Origin of the sequence: Streptomyces sp. Je 1-332, from assembly GCF_040730185.1 — a bacterium.
Classification (GTDB): Bacteria; Actinomycetota; Actinomycetes; order Streptomycetales; family Streptomycetaceae; genus Streptomyces.
Map to the genome: position 1 here is coordinate 6,435,802 of NZ_CP160402.1, position 18,730 is coordinate 6,454,531.

At 72.8% G+C, this 18,730-nt stretch carries 11 protein-coding genes; 1 reads left to right on the forward strand and 10 read right to left on the reverse strand.

Annotation, left to right across the window (positions count from 1 at the left end):
• Positions 1-3: 3 nt before the first annotated feature.
• The 10 genes from ABXJ52_RS29060 to ABXJ52_RS29105 form a co-directional block, all read right to left on the reverse strand.
• Positions 4-483, reverse strand: coding sequence for a hypothetical protein (locus ABXJ52_RS29060; RefSeq protein ID WP_367045828.1), 480 nt, complete (start codon positions 481-483; stop codon positions 4-6).
• Positions 480-2,030 carry a hypothetical protein gene (locus ABXJ52_RS29065; protein WP_367045830.1) on the reverse strand — a complete coding sequence of 517 codons (1,551 nt, stop codon included), beginning with the start codon at positions 2,028-2,030 and terminating at the stop codon, positions 480-482. Before ABXJ52_RS29065 ends, ABXJ52_RS29060 begins: the two co-directional genes overlap by 4 nt.
• Positions 2,027-3,826, reverse strand: coding sequence for an Hsp70 family protein (locus ABXJ52_RS29070; RefSeq protein WP_367045832.1), 1,800 nt, complete (start codon positions 3,824-3,826; stop codon positions 2,027-2,029). Before ABXJ52_RS29070 ends, ABXJ52_RS29065 begins: the two co-directional genes overlap by 4 nt.
• Positions 3,823-5,964 (reverse strand): Hsp70 family protein, encoded by a 2,142-nt coding sequence (locus ABXJ52_RS29075; protein ID WP_367045834.1) that lies wholly within the window; start codon positions 5,962-5,964, stop codon positions 3,823-3,825. The genes ABXJ52_RS29070 and ABXJ52_RS29075 overlap by 4 nt, the downstream gene beginning before the upstream one ends.
• A complete protein-coding gene (gene grpE / locus ABXJ52_RS29080; protein WP_367045836.1) occupies positions 5,961-6,419 on the reverse strand; it encodes a nucleotide exchange factor GrpE in 459 nt (152 codons plus the stop codon). Before grpE ends, ABXJ52_RS29075 begins: the two co-directional genes overlap by 4 nt.
• 13 nt (positions 6,420-6,432) lie before the next feature.
• Positions 6,433-6,813: a hypothetical protein gene (locus ABXJ52_RS29085; protein ID WP_367045838.1), complete on the reverse strand. Its 381-nt coding sequence runs from the start codon at positions 6,811-6,813 to the stop codon at positions 6,433-6,435.
• Positions 6,810-12,572, reverse strand: a complete 5,763-nt coding sequence (locus tag ABXJ52_RS29090) for a CHAT domain-containing protein (RefSeq protein ID WP_367045841.1) — start codon at positions 12,570-12,572, stop codon at positions 6,810-6,812. The genes ABXJ52_RS29085 and ABXJ52_RS29090 overlap by 4 nt, the downstream gene beginning before the upstream one ends.
• A 9-nt stretch (positions 12,573-12,581) precedes the next feature.
• On the reverse strand, positions 12,582-14,684 hold the full coding sequence (locus tag ABXJ52_RS29095) for a tetratricopeptide repeat protein (RefSeq protein ID WP_367045844.1): 2,103 nt from the start codon (positions 14,682-14,684) through the stop codon (positions 12,582-12,584).
• A gap of 25 nt (positions 14,685-14,709) precedes the next feature.
• The gene (locus ABXJ52_RS29100) at positions 14,710-15,192 is read right to left on the reverse strand and encodes a hypothetical protein (RefSeq protein ID WP_367045846.1); all 483 of its coding nucleotides are present in this window, start codon (positions 15,190-15,192) and stop codon (positions 14,710-14,712) included.
• 110 nt (positions 15,193-15,302) lie between these two features.
• Entirely contained in the window at positions 15,303-16,523 is a 1,221-nt protein-coding gene (locus ABXJ52_RS29105) for a hypothetical protein (protein WP_367045847.1), read from the reverse strand.
• Between the two features lie 274 nt (positions 16,524-16,797).
• On the opposite strand from ABXJ52_RS29105, the gene phsA reads away from it, so the two are divergent.
• The gene (phsA, locus tag ABXJ52_RS29110; RefSeq protein WP_367049345.1) at positions 16,798-18,684 is read left to right on the forward strand and encodes an O-aminophenol oxidase PhsA; all 1,887 of its coding nucleotides are present in this window, start codon (positions 16,798-16,800) and stop codon (positions 18,682-18,684) included.
• The last annotated feature ends 46 nt before the right edge of the window (positions 18,685-18,730 follow it).

Consider the following 18,730-nt stretch of genomic DNA (forward strand, 5'->3'; position numbering starts at 1 on the left):
GGATCAGCCGCCGGGCACCGTGTAGAAGTACACCCTGACCGTCGCCGTCGACGCGGGGTCGCCCAGTTTGTGGAAGTCGTCCGTCGCCGTCTTCTTGGTGAACATCCCCGGACGGCCCTTGTCGAGCAGCGAGTTGACGCGGTGCGCGTACGCCTCGCCGCTCCTGGACCCGCCGAACGTCAGCACCAGCGCCGCCTCACGGCCCGCCCACCTCCCGGTGCTCTTGTGGATCTGCGCGGCGAGATCACCCTTGTCGGTGCCCTTGACCCGGAACTCCTCGGGCTGCAGCTCCACCGAGCGGGGACCTGTCGGTGTGGGGGACGGCGAGGGCTTCGGGCTCTGTTTGGACGCCTTGGGGCGGTCGGCCAGGGGGTCCGGACGGTCGGCCATCGACACCAGGGCCAGGACGAGGAGCAGATCGGCGAAGAGCCATCCCGCGAGTACGACCACGCTGATCCGCCCCCGGCGCCGGGTCCGGCTCACGCGTCGCCTCCGGCGGGCGGCCGGTGCGGTGGCCACGGTGGCGGATCGACGGGGTCGGCGGGGGCGGGGATGTGTCGTCCGCGGGCATGCAGGGCGCGGGTCGCCTCACTGCGGAGACTGTCGTCGGCGACGTGCTCGTCGATCGTCTGCTCGTCGGCCCTCCGCTCGGCGAGCCCCTGACCATCGGCAGCGAGCCCGTCTCCGGCGTGCGCGTCGGCCGTGTCGACGCTGAGGCCGCTCCACGGATCGCCGCCCGTCGCTTGGACGCCCGTCGCTTGGACGCCCGCCGCTTGGACGCCCGGCGCATGGACGCTCCCCGTGCCGCCGTTCACCTCCGCGCCGCCGCTCCAGCCGTGCCCATGGCCCGCGGCCCCGGCAGAGGCAGGCACGGTCGGCGCCCCCAGCGGCATCGAAGACCCCGCCAGCGCACCGATCCGTGCGTCGAGCCGTGCCGCCGCGTCCTGCCAGTGCGCCGCCGCCGCGTCCCACCGCTCCGTAGCCTCACGCATCCCGTCCACCGCGTCGCCCGTACGCCCGGTGCTCGCGACCAGCGCCTGCGACGCGCGGTCGGTGGCCTCGGCCACCGACTCCGACTTGATGACCAGCGACTGCTGCGCGGCGATCAGGGACTTCAACGAGGCCTCGACCGTGTCGCCCGCCGCCTTGACGCGGTCGGCGATACCGCGCGCCGCGTCCGCGCCCGCCGTGCTCGCCTTGTCCGCCGCCGTCCGGCCGTCGCGCAGGGTCTGCTCGATACGGGATGCCGCGACGCCCAGCTTCGGCACTTCGAGGGTGAGCGCGTCCGCCGCCGCCTTCAGCGCGTCGATGGACTGGCTCACCGCCGTCGTCGTACCGGTCAGCGCCTTGTGGCTGGTCTCCGCCTTCGACGCGAGCTGCCGCATCTGGCCCGCCGCCTTGGTGAGCTCGGAGGTGAACTGCCTCGGTGAGGCGCTGCGGTGCGGGGCCAGCACCATCTGCGTACGCGTGAGGACGGAGGCGAGTTCGGCGAGCAGCCGCTCCCGCTCGCTGTGTTGCTCCGTCTCCTCGCGCTCCGTGCGCGACCGCACCCGTGCGTGCCACACCGACAGCAGGACGAGGAGGGCGATCAAAAGCACCGCCATCAGGGCGACGTTCTCGAAGCGGCCGAGAGCCGACAGATGCCCGCCGAAGCCCGACTGCCACAGCTGGAGGAAGGGGCGCGTCGATTCCTTGGGATCCTCCTTGCTCAGTTCGCCGTACGCCCGCACGGCCTCCCGCAGCCCGAACCACGTGACCAGGAGCGGGATGAACACGAGGATCCCGAGGGCGGCTTCGAGGCGGCCGTCGTGGCGCCCGGCCCGCCCGGCGGGCGGCGTGAGGACGCTCTCGGGACGTACGTAGGCGTCCACGAGGTCCACCTCGGCCCACCGGTCGAGCTGGTGGGCCGGTTTCAAGTCCGCTGCAAGCACCGACAGTTCGGCCGAACGGGGCGCGAGCGATGGATGGGCCGCCAGACGCTGCAGCTCGTCGACGAGTTTCTGCTTGTCCAGCAGTTCTGCGGGCGTCAAACGCTTCCCCCTGTTCTCGGGCCCCGCCGGTGGCGCCCGTCGCGGTTCAACCGCCGCAACAGGGCTCCGGCATCGGCATGTTCAGGATTCCATGTGAGGCACTTCCCCAGGGCCTCGATCGCTTCATCGCGCCCCCCGAGTCGCTGTACTTCGACCGCGTGCCGGTAGGTGCGCTCCGCGAGCAGGCCGCGCACGCGCTCACTGGTCGGGTCGTGGCCGTACGCGCACCGCAGCCAGCGCTCGGCGTCGGGGAAGTGGGCGGGCGAGGTGTCGGCCATCGCGGCCGCGCAGTGCACGTCGATCATCGCGTCGAGCACGTCGGCTCCGGCGGGCCTGGTGGCCGCCCCCATCCACGCCGCGTGCGAGGCCTGCACGGCATCCTCGTACCGGCCTAGTTCCAACAGACTCTCCGCGCGGGCGAGTTGACGCAGCGCGACCCGGTCGGCCGGAGGCGGTGTCGGTGCGTCGGGCGCGACCGACGGCGGCTCCGCCGTCAGCTCGTCGAGCAGCTCGGCCGCCTCCGAGACGATCTCCCGCAGGAGTGTCACCGCCTCTCCCGCGCGCCCCTGTCCCGCGAGCAGCCGCGCCTGCTGCACATCCCTGCGCGGCGAGAACGAGAACTCCCGGGCCTGTTCGACGCCCCCGACCACCGTGGCAGGCAGGGCGGGCGCGTCCGACAGCGTGTCCTCCGCCGGGTCGGCGGGCTGTGGCGGGCCCTCCTCCAGCGCGGCGGACCCGGCGGCCCCGCCCGCGAGCCGTACCGCGTGCTTCAGCGCCCCCAGGGCGAGCAGCTCGGGCGGCGCCTGCACCCGGTGCCGGCCGAGCTCGGCCACCCCCGAACCGATCTGCTCCATCAGGGTGGTGCCGCCCGTCAAAAGCAGCGTGTCGACGTCCGCGGGCCTCATCCCGGCCTGGTCGAGCAGCGACCGCGCACGGTCGACCGTGCGCCGTACGTGCCGGGCGAGATAGGCGTCCACGTGGGGCCGTGTGAACCGCACCTCGAGCGGCGGCCCCGCCCCCACGTCCAGGGACAGCTCGGCGGCGCCCGCGCCGCCCGGTGTGCTCAACGCCTCCCGCGTCTCCTGCGCCCGCGCCCGCAGCGCGAGCCACACCTGAGGGTCCACCCCGGACACCGAGCCGGGACCGCGGTGCTCGCGGAGCAGACGTACCGCCGACGACAGGACCTCCCCGTCGAAGGCGCGCCCGCCCGAGGTGGCCGCCCCCTCGAGGCCGAGCGCGCGGTAGTGCCCCCGCACCCCGCGCACCAGGCCGAGTTCGAAGCCCTCGTACCCCATCCCGTACACGAGGAAGGTCCCGCTGTCCCGCTCCGAGGCGTGCCCGGCCACCGCGGCCATCGCGTCGCTGATGAGCCGCGTGGGGGCGAGGCCTGCCTCCTGCGCCGCGTCCCGCAGCGCCGCACGCTGGGCCGACCGGTAGGCGACGGGAACGCTGATCACGGTCTGCGCGACCGTCGCCGACGTCCGGGCCTCAAGGCGCTCCCGCAGCTCCCGCAGCATCCGCACCACCAGACGCTCCGGTGGGTACGAAGCCCCCCGCACCGGGACGGGCCGCCCGCCGCCGACCCGGCTCTTGAGGCTGGGGAAGGAGACGGGCAGGACGCCCGCCGGTGCGGGCTCGCACAGCAGCCACGGCCAGTCGGGCCGGTCGGGCCGGTCGAAGGGCGCCGCGTCGAGCCGGCGCGCGGGCTGTCCCGGCAGCGCGAACAGCGCACGCAGGCCCGTGCCGCCGAAGTCGAGCCCGAGGCACACGGAGTCGCGCCCCACCGCTGCACTCATCCGTCGACCGTGTCTTCCCCGACCTGGAGGATGCCGCCGTAGTCGGGCCGGTCGGGCAGCGACCGCACCCGGCGCTCCGACTGGGCCACCGCCACCAGACTGCGGAGGTTGCGGGCCTGCTGCGACGTCTGCACCCGGTTGCCCTGCCGGTGTGCCTGCTTGACGAAGTCGACCGCCTCGTTGATCTGCCGCACCGTGTCCGGCGGCGCGCCCTCCGAGGCCAACTCCGCCTGCCGGAACTGGCTGGCCAGGCCGCACTGGTGGAACACGTCGTCGAGGAGCAGCTCGGTGAGCCGCTTGTACTCACCGCTGTCACCCATCGCCGCCGCCCGTTGGGCCTGCTCGATGTCGCGGCGCACCTTCATCGCCTGCACCGGCTCGATGTACGTGCCGTACCGCTTCAGGAAGTGGTCCGCCTCCCGCTCGGCGTACCCCAGCTCCTCGCGCAGCACATGGCTGTCGACCTCCGCGCCCGTCTCCGGCGGCGGGGTCCTCGGCCGCTCTCGCTTCGGGTTCGCCTCCAGGGTCATGTCCGTGCCGCGCACGTTGATGCGTACGGTGATGATGCGGTCGGCGGAGTAGTTGAACGACACGTCCACGTGCCGGTTGACCTCGATCTCCTGCGGCAGGTCGAACTCGACGACGCCCTGCTCGTGGTTCTCGCTCGCCACCTGGCTGTCGCCCTCGTAGACCGGGACGCGGATGCGGCGGCTGTCGGTCGCGTGGAAGGTCCGCTGTCGCGGCTCGGGCAGCGGATAGGGCGAACCGGCCGGAATGATCTCCACGAACACATCGCGCTGGGAGCCCTTGACCGCGGCGATCCCCATGGCCATGGGCGTCGACTCGTACAGGCCCGTCGAACCGACGGGACGGGCGTTGACCAGGCTCTCCGCACAGTCCTCGCAGGTCTGCGCGGAGTCGTCGTTGACCTTCGCGCACCGCGGGTCCGGGCACTCCACGCCGTCCAGGGTCTCGGCGAGCACGCCCGCGCCGAAGGCGACACACTCCATGGGGTTGATGTTCCTGCGGACCTTCTCCTTGCCGAAGTACCCCTCGACCGCCTCGTACACCGGCCTGGTGAGCGTGCCGCCGCCCACCAGGAGGACGTCGGAGATGTCGCCGGGCGCAAGTTCGTAGCGGCCGAGGGTCTCCGTCACCAGGTCCATCGTCCGGGACACCAGCGGCGCGATCATCGCGTTGAACTCGCCCTGGGAGAGCGTCATCTCGACGTCGAGCACGCCCTTCTGGCCGGTGTACGCCGCCGGGATCACGATGTACGTCTCGTCGAGGTCGTTCAGCTCACGCTTGGCGCGCTCGGCGGCCTTCTTCGCCTGGAAGAGGAACGACTTGTCGCCCGACGGGTCGACCTGGTGCTCGTCCCGCATCCACTGGATGATCCGCTCGACGATGGCGAGGTCGAAGTCGTCACCGCCGAGCCAGATGTCGCCCGCCGAACGCAACACCTGGAACTGGCTGTTGCCCGCCCCGTCCTTGACCGCGTTCAGGACCGAGATGTCGAAGGTGCCGCCGCCCAGGTCGTAGACGAGGACCCGGCTGCGCTCGCCGCCCGGCTTGTGCAGGCCGAAGGCGACGGCGGCGGCCGTGGGCTCGTCCACGATCTTCTTCACCACCAGGCCCGCGCGCTCGGCGGCCTCACGGGTGGCGGCGCGCTGGGCGTCACGGAAGTACGCGGGCACGGTGATCACGGCGTGCGTCACCTGTTCGCCCAGGGTGCGCGTCGCGTCCTGGACGAGCTTCTCCAGGATCATCCGCGATACGTCGGCGGGGGTCAGGATCTTCTCGCCGAGCACCACGTGGGCGCGCGGGTCGTCGTCCGGCCCCGCGACGATCTCGTAACTCAGCCTGCCGCGCGCCTCGGCCACCGACGTGTCCGCGAAGTCCCGGCCCATCAGTCGCTTCACGGACACCACCGTGTCCTTGGGCTGCCTCATCGCCCAGTTCAGCGCGTCCTCGCCGACCAGCGGCTGGTGCGGGCGGTCCTGCCGGGCCAGGCCCACCACGGACGGGGTGAGCCGTTCGCCCTTGCTGTTGGTGAGCACCGCGATGTTTGCGCGGTGCGGGTCGTGGGCGGCGACCGCGCTGTTCGTGGTGCCCAGATCGATGCCGATGGCCTTCATGAACGCTCCGTTCCCTGCTCAGGGCCGCCGGTGACGGCGACGACCACCCGGGCGGCGCGCAGGACGTGCCCCCGGTATCGGTATCCGCGCTGCTGAACCTCCAGGACCTCGTCGTCGGCGGCACCGGGCGGTGCGGCGCGGACCTCGGTGACGTGGTGGGTCTCGGGGGCGGCGCGCTCACCGACGCGGCCCACGGGCTCGACTCCCTGGCCTGTCATGGCCGTTTCCAGCTGCCGCGAGATCAGTTCCAGGCTTCTGCGGTAAGACTCCGGGTCGCCCGACCTGCCGTCGGCGAGCAGCCGGTCGAAGGAGTCCAGGGTGTCGGCGAGCACGAGAAGAAGCTGTTCGGTCAGCACCCGGTGGGCGGCGTCCCGCGCGGCGATGGCCAGCGAGTTCTCGTAGGCGAGACGGGCGGCGGTGGCCGTCGCCGCGGGGGGCGGGTCCTGCGTACTCATCGAAGGCGGTTCCTCAGATGTCGAAGGAGATGAGGTCGTCGAGGAGGTGCACGATGTGATCCGGCAGCGGGTGTGGGGGCGGATCCTCGCGCCCGCGAGGCTCCCGCACCAAGAGCGTGGCGTCGAGTGCGGCGTCGAGCGCCGCGTCCGCCGCCGCTAGCTCCGTGGTCAAGTCAACGTCGTACAGGAGCAGTTCGGCCAGCATTCTGCGGCGTACGACGCGCAGCTCCTCCCAGGCCTGCTGGGTGGCCGGTGTCATCAGGCGCCGCGCGAGCAGCTCGAACGAGACGTCCTGAAGGCCGGCGTGCGTCATGCCGGGGGTGACGCCCACCTCGGCGAGCGCGTCGTAGGGGTACGGGCCGCCGTCCCAGCTCGTCGCGGGGTCCCTGATCACTGTTCGTCTCCTTCTGCCGCGCTGTCGGTGAGGCCGTCGAACCGCCGCCGCACCGCGTCGAGCAGAGCCCGCCGGATACGGCTGTTCGTCGGGTCGGCGCGGGTGGCGCGGATCAGGTGGTGCAGGGCGCGCCGGATGTCGCCGCTGCTGAGGGATTCCTCTGCCTTGTCCGTCAACAGGGCTGACCATGCTCCTAGTTGGGTTTCATCGGGCGGGTCCTCCTCGCTGTCGCTGCGCATCAGCTCCCGCAGTCCTGCCACCCCGAGGTCCTGGGCGAGGAGCCGCTCCAGCTCGTCGAGGGCCTCGCCGAGGGTCTCTCGGTAACCGTGCGTCAGGGCCTGCCCGAGGCCCACGTCCAGGAGGCCGAGCGCTTCGTGGAGGATCTCCAGGCGGCCCGGGATCGTGTGCGTGTGCGCGTCGAGGGTGAAGACCAGGGCGCGCGCGAGATTGTCCCGGGCGTGGCTGGACGCCGGGTTGAGGGCCAGGGCGCGGCGCAGGTCGGCCTCGGCCCCGTAGGCGTCGGAGCGCATGCCGTACTTGGTCCGTGTGTAGCCGCGCCACACGCCACGCGTGGACAGCAGCGCCGACAGTCTCGCTCGCAGTTGATCAACCAGGTCGCGGTCGAGCGGATGCAGGACAGGCGGTACCGCCTCGACGAGCGTGACGGCCTCGTCCAGGCAGTCGCCGCGCTGTGCGCCACCGCGGTCGACCAGCGCCTCGACGCGGCCGAGCACGGCGGTGACCACCGCCTTCTTGCTGCGGGCCTGCATACCGGCCCGCCGGGACACGCGCACGAGCTCGGCCCACTCGTCGAGTGCGCGGTCGAGGCCGCCCGCGCCGTCGGTGAGGGCGGTACGGGAGAGGGCAAGGCGCACCCGCACGGCCAGCTCGACGCCGTCCTGGAGCAACTTGGTCCGCCGCTCGGCAAGTTGCACGTACGCGGGGTTGCGGCGCAGGAAGTCCTGGCAGTACGCGCACGCCTCGATGTGCGCGGCGGGGGCGGGGGCGGATGCCGGGCCCGCGCAGTCCTCCGGAAGCGTGGTGAGGGTGGCGAAGGCCGGCAGCGCACGCAGGGCGGGCTCGAACTTGTGGACTTCGGAGAGGGCGAAGCTCTGCGCCAACTCCGAGAAGGCCCACCGTAGTTCGCGCGCCGCATAAGCCCCGGGGTCCTTTCCCTGCTCGGCTGCCGCGTCCAGGGTGGCGGCGAGTGCGCCGAGCGGTGCCTCCAGGTGGAGCAGGCGCAGGTAGCGGGGGCCGCAGGCGAGGGGTGCGGAGCCGGTGCCGGGCACGTCGCGCAGGCCGCCCAGGTCCTTCAGGACGCGGGCCGCGCCGAGTTCGGCCTCCAGGAGGGCGGCCAACTCCGCATAGGCAGCGGCCTGTTCGGGCCGCTCCTGCTCGGTGTGCCGCTGTTCGCACGCGGACAGCTGCCCGAAGAGGTGCTGGCTCAGTTCGAGTCGCAGCTGGGCCATGTCCTCGCCCGGCAGATCCCGTGCGTAGCAGGCGGCGCGCTCGGCCCGCCAGCCGTCCCAGTACTCGTCGTCGCTCAGGAGCGCGGCCCAGTAGGCCAGCGCGGACTCCCAGGCGGTGACGGCGTGCTCCCAGGCCCCGCTCTGCTCCAGCTCCTGCGCCTGCCAGAGCCGGGCGGCGGCGAGTCCATGGACGACGGCCATGTCGCCCGGGGCCGCCGCGAGCCGCCGCTCCCATTCGGCGGCGGCGGCTTCCCGGTCCCGGGCGAGCAGCAGCAGGAGGGGCGCGTCGCGCGGAAAACGTTCGCACAGGTCGCCGATGAGCCCGGCCCCCGCTCCCGCCCCGGCTCCCGTCCCGGACCCCGCCCCGTCGTCCGGTGAGAGTCCGGCCATCGCGTCGCGCAGCGCGGCGGGCGAGTGCCACCGGTACAGGAGCGCGTCCAGTTGGAGCCGCCGCGCCGGAAGCCGCAGCCGGTCCCAGGCGACGCGCTCGGACCACGTCATGCCGCCGCGTTCGAGCAGCGTGTACGAGGCGTCGTTGACCACGTCCATGGTGGCGCCGGGGTCGACGCCCGCGTCGCGGAGCGCGAGGTAGGGGTACGTCGGGTCGCTGGACGCGAAGGGGTCGGCGACGAGCGGGGCGCTGGTGAGGCCGTCGGCCCACGGCAGCAGTTCGAGCAGCCGCCGGAGCCTGCGGCAGCGCGCGTCGGCCCGGTCGAGGCCGTCGCCGGCCTGCTCGTACGCGGCGACGGCGTCGCTCCACCGTCCGTCCGCCTCCAGCAACCGGCCCTGTGCGTAGGCGAGATGGGCATCGGCGTCTCGGTGCCCCGCACATCGCTGGAAGGCGTCGGCGGCCTGCTGCCACTCCTGGTGGGCGTCGGCGAGGCGCCCGCGTGCGTAGGCGCAGAGCGCGGCGGCGTCCCGGTACTCCCCGAGTGCGGCGGCCTCCTCCTGCACCCGCCCCCAGTCACCCTCGGCCTCGGCGAGCCGCACCTGGGCGTACCTCCGCCGGACGCCGGCATCCGCAAAGCCTGCGGCCTCGGTGCTCAGGGCGCCGTAGGCACACACGACACCACGCCACTCCGAAGCGCCGGCGGCGCCCGCCTCGTCGATCCGAGCTCGCGCATATCGCCGCCGCACGACCACATCCTCCCAACTACCGGGCAGCGCCTCGTAGCTGAGGAGCGCATCGGCCCAGGAGTCACTGAGCTCGTGGGCGCGGGCGAGGGCGTAGAGGTGGAGGTTGCGGGGTTCTCGGCGGGGGTCGGGCTCGCTGTCCGGGGAGGCCGCGTTCGCCCCGTCGGCAGCTTCGGTGGGGCAGGACAGGGGATCCCGGTGGGTGGTGTTGTCGGCGCTCGCTTCGGGGTCCCCCGTGGGGAGCCCCCGGGCGTAGATCTCGCAGGCCCCCGCCCAGTCGCCCCTTGCCTCGGCCAGGCGGCCCTCGGCCTTGCGGCGCAGGGCGCCGACCGTGCCGGCGCGGCCCGTGTCGGGGACGTCGGCCAGCAGGCTCAAAACCGCGTTCCAGTCGCCGCGCAGTTCGGCGGCGACGCGGGCGCGCGCGTAACGGCGGCGGTCGCGCACATCGCCGTGGGCGTACGTGTCGGGCAGCCGGCCGAAGCCGTCGATCACGCCGGACCACTCGGCGCGGGCGTCGGCGACCCGGCCGCGTGTGTACAGGAGGCGGTCGGGCACGTCGAGGAGGTCCGACGAGAGCCGGGCGAAGCAGTCCAGCGCGTCCTGCCAGCGAGACTCGTCCTGGCAGCGGCGGCCCCGCGCGTAGGTCCCCAGCTCATCCGCGTCGTCGAGCCCGCCGCCCGCCTCGGCCGGCCCCGCGGCGACGCACTCCGCGAACGCCTGCGCGGACTTCGGCCAGTCACCGTCCGAAGCCGCCAACTGGCCCTGGGCGTAGTACATGCGTGGCCGCACGTCCCGGTGCTCCGGGGGCAGCAGGTCGAGGTTCGCCCGTGCTTCGGGCCAGTTGCCGGTGGCCGCCGCCTCCAGCGCCTGCTGGTACACCCGTTCGCGTAACCCGCTCAACCACGGCTCCGCGTCCCACCCTTGGGCGGCAGCGGCTTCCAGGTCGGCCATCGCCTCCGGCCAGGCTTCGCGGTCCGCTGCACAACGCCCCCGCGTGTACAGCAGCCGCACACCCGCGTCCAGGAATCCATCGGCATCGGCGAACCCCGCCACGGCGTCGGCCCAGCCGTCTTCCCTCTCGGCGGCACGCCCGGTCGCGTAGGCGTGCCAGTGGGGGAGGTCGGGGCCGGGGGTTTCATTCCCCGCCTCCCCGAACGCCGCCTCCGCCCCCGCCTCCGCGAACGCCGACCGCGCCGCCCCCCACTCCTCCGCCTCCGCCGCAGCACGCCCCCGTACGTACGCCGCCCGAGCCGCGGAGTCCTCGAGCCCTCCGCCCGCCGCGTACCCGGACTCCGCCCCGCCCCACTCCCCGGCGTCCTGCGCGACCCGCCCGCACACGTAGGCCGCGCCCGCCGCTGCGCCGAGGTGGTCGGGCCGCAGGGCGAGGACATCGGCGTACGTGGCCGAGGCGGACGCCCAGTCCGAGCGGTGGCGGGCCCGCTCGGCGGCTTCGAAGGCCTCCGACACGTGGAGTTCGTCGCGGGCCGCGGCGAGGCGGGACGCCGTGTCCCTGAGGCCCGTGGGGTGCGCGCGGAGCAGTTCCTCGTACCGCGCCACCGCCTCGGCCCAGTCGCCGGACTCCTCGGCGGCACACGCCTGCTCCGAGAGCCCGCTGAGGTGACGCGAGCGCTCCACCTCCGCGGTGAGGCAGGCCGGCGGGGGACCGGGCAGCGCGCCGCGGAAGGCCTCGAACCGCTCGACGACCGCCTCCGCGTCCGCGTCACGCTCCGCGGCCAGCAGCGCGCACAGCTCCTCCAGTTCGTCCCAGGCGAGCTCGAACGCCGCCTCCGCGCGCAGCCGCCGCTGTTCGTCCTCGAACTGGCGGGTCTCGGCCCGCAGTATCCGCTGCACCTGCGCCCACTGCCCCAGGTCGCGCTGGTACCGCGCCGCGCCGATCAGGACCGTCGACTCGACGTGCCCGACGGGCCGTTGGAAGGCCAGCAGCGCATCCGCCCCTTCACGCAGCGGATCGGCGACCGCGCCCCCGTCGTCCCGCACCTCACGCGCCTTGAACAGCCAGCCCTGACGGCACGACTCGTGCAGGAACAGCGCGGGCGTCGCCCACTCGACCGCCGTGTGGCCCGGCAGGTGCGAGATGCGGCGGCGCGCGGCGCCCATGGCCTCGTCGATGGTGCGGTTCGCCGCGAGCCCCTTGAACAGCTCCGGGCTGAACTGCCCCGCCGACACGTCACTCACCCGCCCCCGCATCGCCACCACGGCGGGGACACCCCCGCCGATCAGCGCCTGGGCGAGCCCGGAGAAGGGCTCCGCGAGCGAACTGTCCGCGCCGGCGCAGAGGTTGAGCGCGACGAGGCGCAGGCCCGGCGCCTTGAGGAGGATCCCGCTGAGAAGATCGGCGGGCACGCGGTCGACGCCGCCGCCCTCGGTCTCCAGGGCCACCACCCCCTTGCCGAGTTCATGGTCGTACGTCCCGTGCGCGATCAGCAGCAGTGCGGTGGGCAGAGGGGAGTGGGCGCCGATGGCCATCTCCAGGCTCTTGCGCGTCGCACGTTCGAGCACGGTGGTCTGCACGGCGACCTCTGGCAACTCCTGCCGCAGCGCTGCCACTTCGGCGTCGAGGCGCAGGGGTCGCAGACCCGCGTCGAGGGGCGACGCGCAGGCCACGAGCAGCCGGATCAGGCTCGGCTCGTCCGCGGGTTCGGGGAGCCGCTGGCCCAGCGGGCCGCCGGGCAGCGAACGCACCAACGAGTAACCGTGGTTGAGGGCGAGCGACTGCTGCGGTTGCCCCGGCGGCGCGCACAGCGTCTCGAAGGGGAGATCGCGCAGCTCCTCCGGCACGTCGAACCGGATCCGCAGCCCGCGCGCGGGCCGCATCCGCTGGGCCCGCTCAAGCGCCAGGCCGACGCAGGCGCCGACGCCCTCCGGGTCGGGCCCGGTGCCGGGCCCCCGCTCCCCGAAGAGCAGCCGGAAGACGCCGCGCCCAAGGCCCCGAAGCTGGGCCACGGTGTGCTGCTCGCCCATCGGGGCGAGGCCGAGCTCGGCGGAGATCAGCTGGTCCCACTGGTCACGGAACGCCGCGGGCTCGCCGTTCACCGCGATCACTTCGGCGGCGGACGCGGGGCCGTTCGCCGTGACGAGGTAGCGGGACGTGCCGATGGGCCGTATACGGATACGGAGTTCCTCGTAGGCGAGCATCGGGCGCCGTCACCTCCCGCTCTCTGGCCGCGCGGCCTCTTGCGGCGCTGCTTCTTGCCGCTCTGTCACGACGTGATCCAGGTCTGCCAGGGCCGCGTCGCGCTGCTCCGTCAGCTCGGGATCCTCGGGGAAGTGGATGAGCGCGGCGTCGATCCGGTCCAGTGCTTCCCGCAGGGACGCCCTGGCCCCGGACACGCTCCCCGAACGCCACCGCCGCGCCGCGAGCCCGCGCAGTACGACACTGAGGCTGACCTGCGCGCGCAGCAGATGCGGGTTGAAGGCGACGGAGCGCCTCAGGTCTGCCGCGGGTCCGTCGAGGAGGGTGCCGTCCCGATTGGCCGCGGAGATGGCTCGGTCGGCGAGCAGCCGTGCCAACTGCCCCTCCAGTCGCCCGCGTTCATTCGCGCCGGTGATGGAGCGGACCGCCTCCAGCGTCTCCACGGCCCGGGTCGGATCTCCCGCGCGATGCGCCGCCCGCGCCGCGCCGAGCGCGAGGTCGACGACGGCGACCTGGGTCTCGCGGTAACGGTCTGTCTCCCGGCCATGCACCAGGGCGCGCCGCCACGAGGCCGCCGCCGCGTCGAAGTCGGGCCGCTCCGTGTTGAGTTCGTGGCGCCCCAGGTCGATCCGGGCCCGCAGCGCCAGAGCCCGGGCGTCGCGGGTGAGGCGGTGGTGCTTGTCGGGATGCCCGGCATAGGCGGGGTTCAGCTCGTCGAAGCGGGGGCAGTCCGGTTCGCAGATGGCGGCGGCGACGGCCCGTTCGCGGCAGTCGGGGCAGCGCAGTTCGGTGAGCGCGGCGAGGGCGTCGGCGGGCTTGTCCTGCTTCAGGAGGAGCTGAGCGAAGCCGAGTTCGGAGAAGGCGTAAGCCAATTGGGTGCTCCCGGTCGCGGGCCCGGTCCAGGCCCCGGCCCCGGTCGCGGTCCCGGTCGGGCTCACACTCGCGGCGAAGGCGCCGAATGCGTCGACGAGCCCGAGCCCAGTGACACGTAACGGACCGCCCACCAGAGGGGCCCGCTGCCCGGCCGCCGGGAACCCACCCGCCCCGGCCAGGATCCTGGCGGCGTCGGCCTCCCGCTGAAGCAGCGCACCGGGCGGCACACGGCCATCGGTGGCACTCTCGGGCAGCCGTCGCTCAAGCAGCTCCCGCAGATCGGCCCGGAGCCCCGCATCGAGCCCGGCCTCCACGAGCACGCCGAACCGCGCCTCGGCCGAGCCGCGCCGGTGCTCCCAGAAGGAGTCGTCATGCAGAAGCGCACCCCAGGCGGCGACACACTGCTCCCATCCCCGGCCGTCGACTCCGGCCGAGTTGAGGAGAGCGAGCCCCAGGGTGTGGGTGATCCGGTGGTCGGCGGGTCGCCGCCGAGTGGCACCCGCCAAGAGCTCAATGGCGGCTTCACGCCGCCCGCCGAGGACAAGGACAACGGCGTACAACGGCACGAACGCATCCCCGACAGCGCCGTCCAGCGACAGGGACCCCTCAACCAGCCGAGCAGCTCGCCCAACCTCCCACCCCTCCAGACCACCACCCCACTCCACCCCACCCGCGTCCCCCTGCCCGTCCAGCACCCCCAACGCCGCCTTGCGCAGCAACAGGCCAAGGCCACCCTGCGCTCGCTCGCCCGACAGCGCGGCCATGACCCAGCGGCCGTCCGCGTCCAGCGCGTCCTCTTCCCTTGCCGTGCGCAGATCGGCCAGCGCTTCCTCGTACCGCCTCAACCGCGCTCGCACATAAGCCCGTTGAACGCGCGATCGGGGATGTGGGCGCGTGCAGTCCAGCGCCGAGGTGAAGTACTCGTCCGCCGATGCGTACGCCCCCATGTGCGCCGCCGCGCACCCCAGCCAGTGCAGGGGATCGGACGCCTCGGGGTGCGCCTCGTGCGCCCGGCGGAAATGCACGGCCCCCTGCTCGAAGTCGCTCGCCGCGAGGCGGATCCGCCCGAGGCCCACATCGGCCCGCGCCCGGAGAGCCTCGTCGCCCCCTGCCTCGCCCCCGGTCAGGGCCAGCGCCGCCAGGAAGTCCCGCTCGGCGGCTTCGAAGGCGCGGCGCGCCAGGCTCGACTCGGCCCTCGCGCACACATGTTCCGCGCCGCTTTGGTCCGTCTGCGGCCCCACCTCACCACCCCCGATCCCCGGCGGGTCAGCCGGCGGCCGCCTCGTCCAGTTCGGAGCGCCAGCGGCCCTGTTCCTTGTCGTAGTGCAGCGGACCCTCGCTGAAGTGAGCCAGGTCGAGGGCGAGGAGCTGGTCGTACGCCGCGCCCGGCAGGCCCGGCTCCAGGACCACCCGCAGTCCCGTACGCCGGTCCTGGAGCACCAGGGGGCGAGGGGCGGAAGTGGCAGGGGCCGCGGGGTCCGTCGTGCGCGGCGACCTGCGTACGACATCCTTCAGCGCCGTGTACGAGTCCTTCACCGCCTCCGCGCCAAGACCGCTCAGGAACGCCTGCAGTGGCAGGGACGCCAGCATGATCCAGGGGATCTCCGCCGCGCCCCGATGGTCGACCGTGCGGCGCACCCGGGCCGTGTGGACGCCCAGGCCTTCCAGAGCGGAGACCAGATCCCGCCGCAGGTCGTCGGGGGCGTCCCGGTCGAGAAGCAGCTCCGCGGGCAGCGGGGCGTCGGTCATGTGGGCGGTCCTTCCCGGTCGGCTGGTGTCGGGCGTGGTCTCGTCGCTGACGTGGAAGCTGATCTCCGTCCCGCAGCCTAGAGGCGGCCACCGCGCCGGTGCGGGGAAACCTACGATTCCGCCGCCGCGGCTTCCACCGCCTTCCGCTCCAGCTCGGCCAGGAGCGCGCCGGTGGCAGCCCGGCCCCGGTCGGTGTCCTGCAGCGAGTGGAGCTGACGCTGTGCCCGTATCGCCTGGGTGTAGTCACCGATGAGCTCGAACTCCTCGCGGAGGAACGCTAGTTGCGGCCGACTGGGGTTGGTGGCGTCGAGCTCCCTGATCAGGTAGGCGCGGGCCTGCTCCACCATCCCCTGCTCCCGCGCCAGCTCCAGCCAGGTGCATTCCAGTTCGTCGTCCGGGTCCACCCCATAGTTGGAGTCATCGAACGAGCGCGCCCACTCCCGGACTTCACCGGCCTCCTCCGGAAGCCCGGCCAGGCCGCACCAGGTGTCGTACGTCGTCTCGTGGACCTCGCGCAGCAGCGGTAGGTCCTCGGGCAGGCACTGGAGTCCCACGAGGACGACGGCGAGCCGCAGTTCGTCGGACATGGAGGCGTCCGCCTCGTGCTTGAGGAGGTGGCGCAGGAGGGTGTGGTCCGTGTTCCGCCGGTCGTACTGCGCGGCGCGGAGCACCGCCACCCTGCGCCCGCGGTTCCCGGCCACGCCGTCCCAGACCGTGCGGTCGCCCGTCCGCAGCAGGGCCAGGTCGGTGCGCCCCTTGGCGAGCACCTGTTCCCACAGGGGCGGGCGGGGGTGGGGGTCGAGACGCCGGTACGCCAGGTGCTCGACCGCGTTGAGGAGGAGGTGGTCCGGTTCGGTGTGCAGGAGCGCCGCGTGCAGGCGCGCGACCAGCTGCACGGGGGAGCGCTCGGGGAGCCCGAGCGCGCCGCGCAGCTCGGTGCGGCGCTCGTCGAGATCGGGCACGCAGTCCTCGCGGAAGTCGCCCTCCGTGTCGGCGATCTCGGCGAGTATCCGCGCCTCGCCGTCGGTCGGCGACAGGCCTACGTAGTCCTGCCAGCCGGGCAGCCCGACGAGGATCTCCAGGGCTTCGTCCACGCTGTCCCCGATGGTCCCGGCGGCCCCCTCGGAATCGGCGTACAGCACGGAACCGTCCCCGCACACGAAATACGTGCCCCCGGAATCGTCCCCCGCGATCGGTTCCAGCGGACCGCCCGACGCGAGGCGTACCTCTTCGACGTGGTCCGCGCGGGACAGGTCGAATGCGAAAGGGAACGCGGCCAGCTCGGCCAGGCGTGGATCCTGTCGCAGCAGGCGGAGTGCACGTTCGGTCATGCTTCGAAAGTAACAGCGGTCACTGACAGCAGACCCACAACAGGACTCCCCAATTCCCTATGCGCTTTCCGATACTTTTACTGCGGAATGGGAGATTCGCGGAACTGTGCCGGGGGTGCCGGGAGTCTTCTCATGTGAGGGGGCGGCCACTGACCAGGCCGCTCAACCGGCCTCAGAGCAGGGGAATTCGGGGCATTCGGCCCCAGGGCTGAGGCGCATTGCGTATGCATTGATCAACACGGGGGTGTTCATCTTGACCGACATCATTGAGCGCATCGCGGAGAGCCTCACGGAGCGCCCGGCGGGGAGGCCGGCGGAGGAGTCGACGGGGGAACTGACGCCGTACGTCACGCCGCTGCCGGTGCCGCCGGTCCTGCGGCCGGACTCCGTCGACGTACGCGACGAGACCGATGTGCCGGCGGAGACCGAGGTCGCGCTGCGCCCGGCCTGGATCCGTCTGCACCCGCAGCTGCCGCCGACCCTGATGTGGGGGTACGACGGATGTGTGCCGGGGCCGACGATCGAGGTGCGGCGCGGCAGGCGCGTCCGGATCGCGTGGACCAACCGCATCCCGAACGGCGCCGAGTATCCGGTCACTTCAGTAGAGGTGCCGCAGGCCGTCCCGAGCCCCGCCACCCTGCCGGGGCGCGCGGGCGTCGAGCCGAACAAGGACGTGGCCGCGCTGCCGCCCTGGTCGGTGACGCACCTGCACGGCGCGCAGACCGGCGGGGGCAACGACGGATGGGCGGACAACGCCGTGGGGCCCGGCGACGCGCAACTGTCCGAGTACCCGAACGACCACCAGGCGGTGCAGTGGTGGTATCACGACCACGCCATGAACATCACCCGCTGGAACCTCCAGGCGGGGCTGTACGGCACGTATCTGGTGCGGGACGACGAAGAGGACGCGCTCCATCTCCCCTGCGGGGAGCGGGAGATCCCGTTGCTGCTCGCCGACCGTAACCTGGACACGGACGAGGACGGACGTCTGAACGGCCGCCTGCTGCACAAGACCGTCATCGTCCAGGCCGAGAACCCCGAGACGGGCAAGCCGGTCTCGCTCCCCTTCACGGGCCCGTACAGCACGGTGAACGGCCGCATCTGGCCGTACGCGGACGTCGACGCGGCCTGGCACCGCTTCCGCCTGGTGAACGCGTCGAACGCCCGTATCTACGACCTCGTCCTCGTCGACGAGGACAACAACCCGGTCCGGGGTGTGATGCACCAGATCGGCAGTGACGGCGGCCTGTTGCCGCGTCCCGTGCCGGTCGACTTCGACGAGGAGCTGCCCACGCTCACCGTCGCGCCGGCCGAGCGTATGGACCTCCTGATCGACTTCCGTGCCCTCGCGGGCACGCGGGTGCGTCTGGTGAACAAGGGCCGCGACGAGGCCCCCGGGGTGCCCGACCCGGCGAACGACGTGCGCTACCCGCAGGTCATGGAGTTCCGGGTGCGGGACGCCGAGGTCGAGGACCCCTTCGCGCTCCCGGAGATCCTCTCGGGCTCGTTCCGCCCGCTGAGCCATGACGTCGAGCACGGCCACCGCCTGATCGTCCTGACGCCGCCCGCCACCAAGGGCGGCGGAGGACATCCGGAGATCTGGGAGATGACCGAGGTCAAGGACGCGGGCGACATCCGGGTCCCGACCGAGGGAGTCATCCAGCTGCGGGGCGCCGACGGCAAGACGAAGACCTACCGCCGCACCGCCCGCACCTTCAACGACGGTCTCGGCTTCACCATCGCCGAGGGCAGCCACGAACAGTGGAGCTTCCTGAACCTCGCGGTGGACCCACCGGTCACCCACCCCATGCACATCCACCTGGCCGACTTCCAGCTCCTCGGCCGCGACGCGTACGACGTCTCGGGCTTCGACGTCACCGTGGGCGGCACCCTCGCGCCGGTCGCCTTCGACCCGAAGAGGGAGATCCCCCTCGCCCCGAACGAGCGGGGGTGGAAGGACGTCTTCCTGGTGCCGGGCGGACAACTCCTGCGGGTGATGGGCAAGTTCGACGGGGCGTACGGCCGCTTCATGTACCACTGCCACCTCCTGGAACACGAGGACATGGGCATGATGCGGCCCTTCGTCGTCATGCCGAAGGAGGCCCTGAAGTTCGACCACGGCGCGGGACACGGCGGCCACGAGGGAGGTCACACGGGCTGACGGCGGCCGCACACCTGGACGTCACTCTTTCGTGAATCGTCGCGCC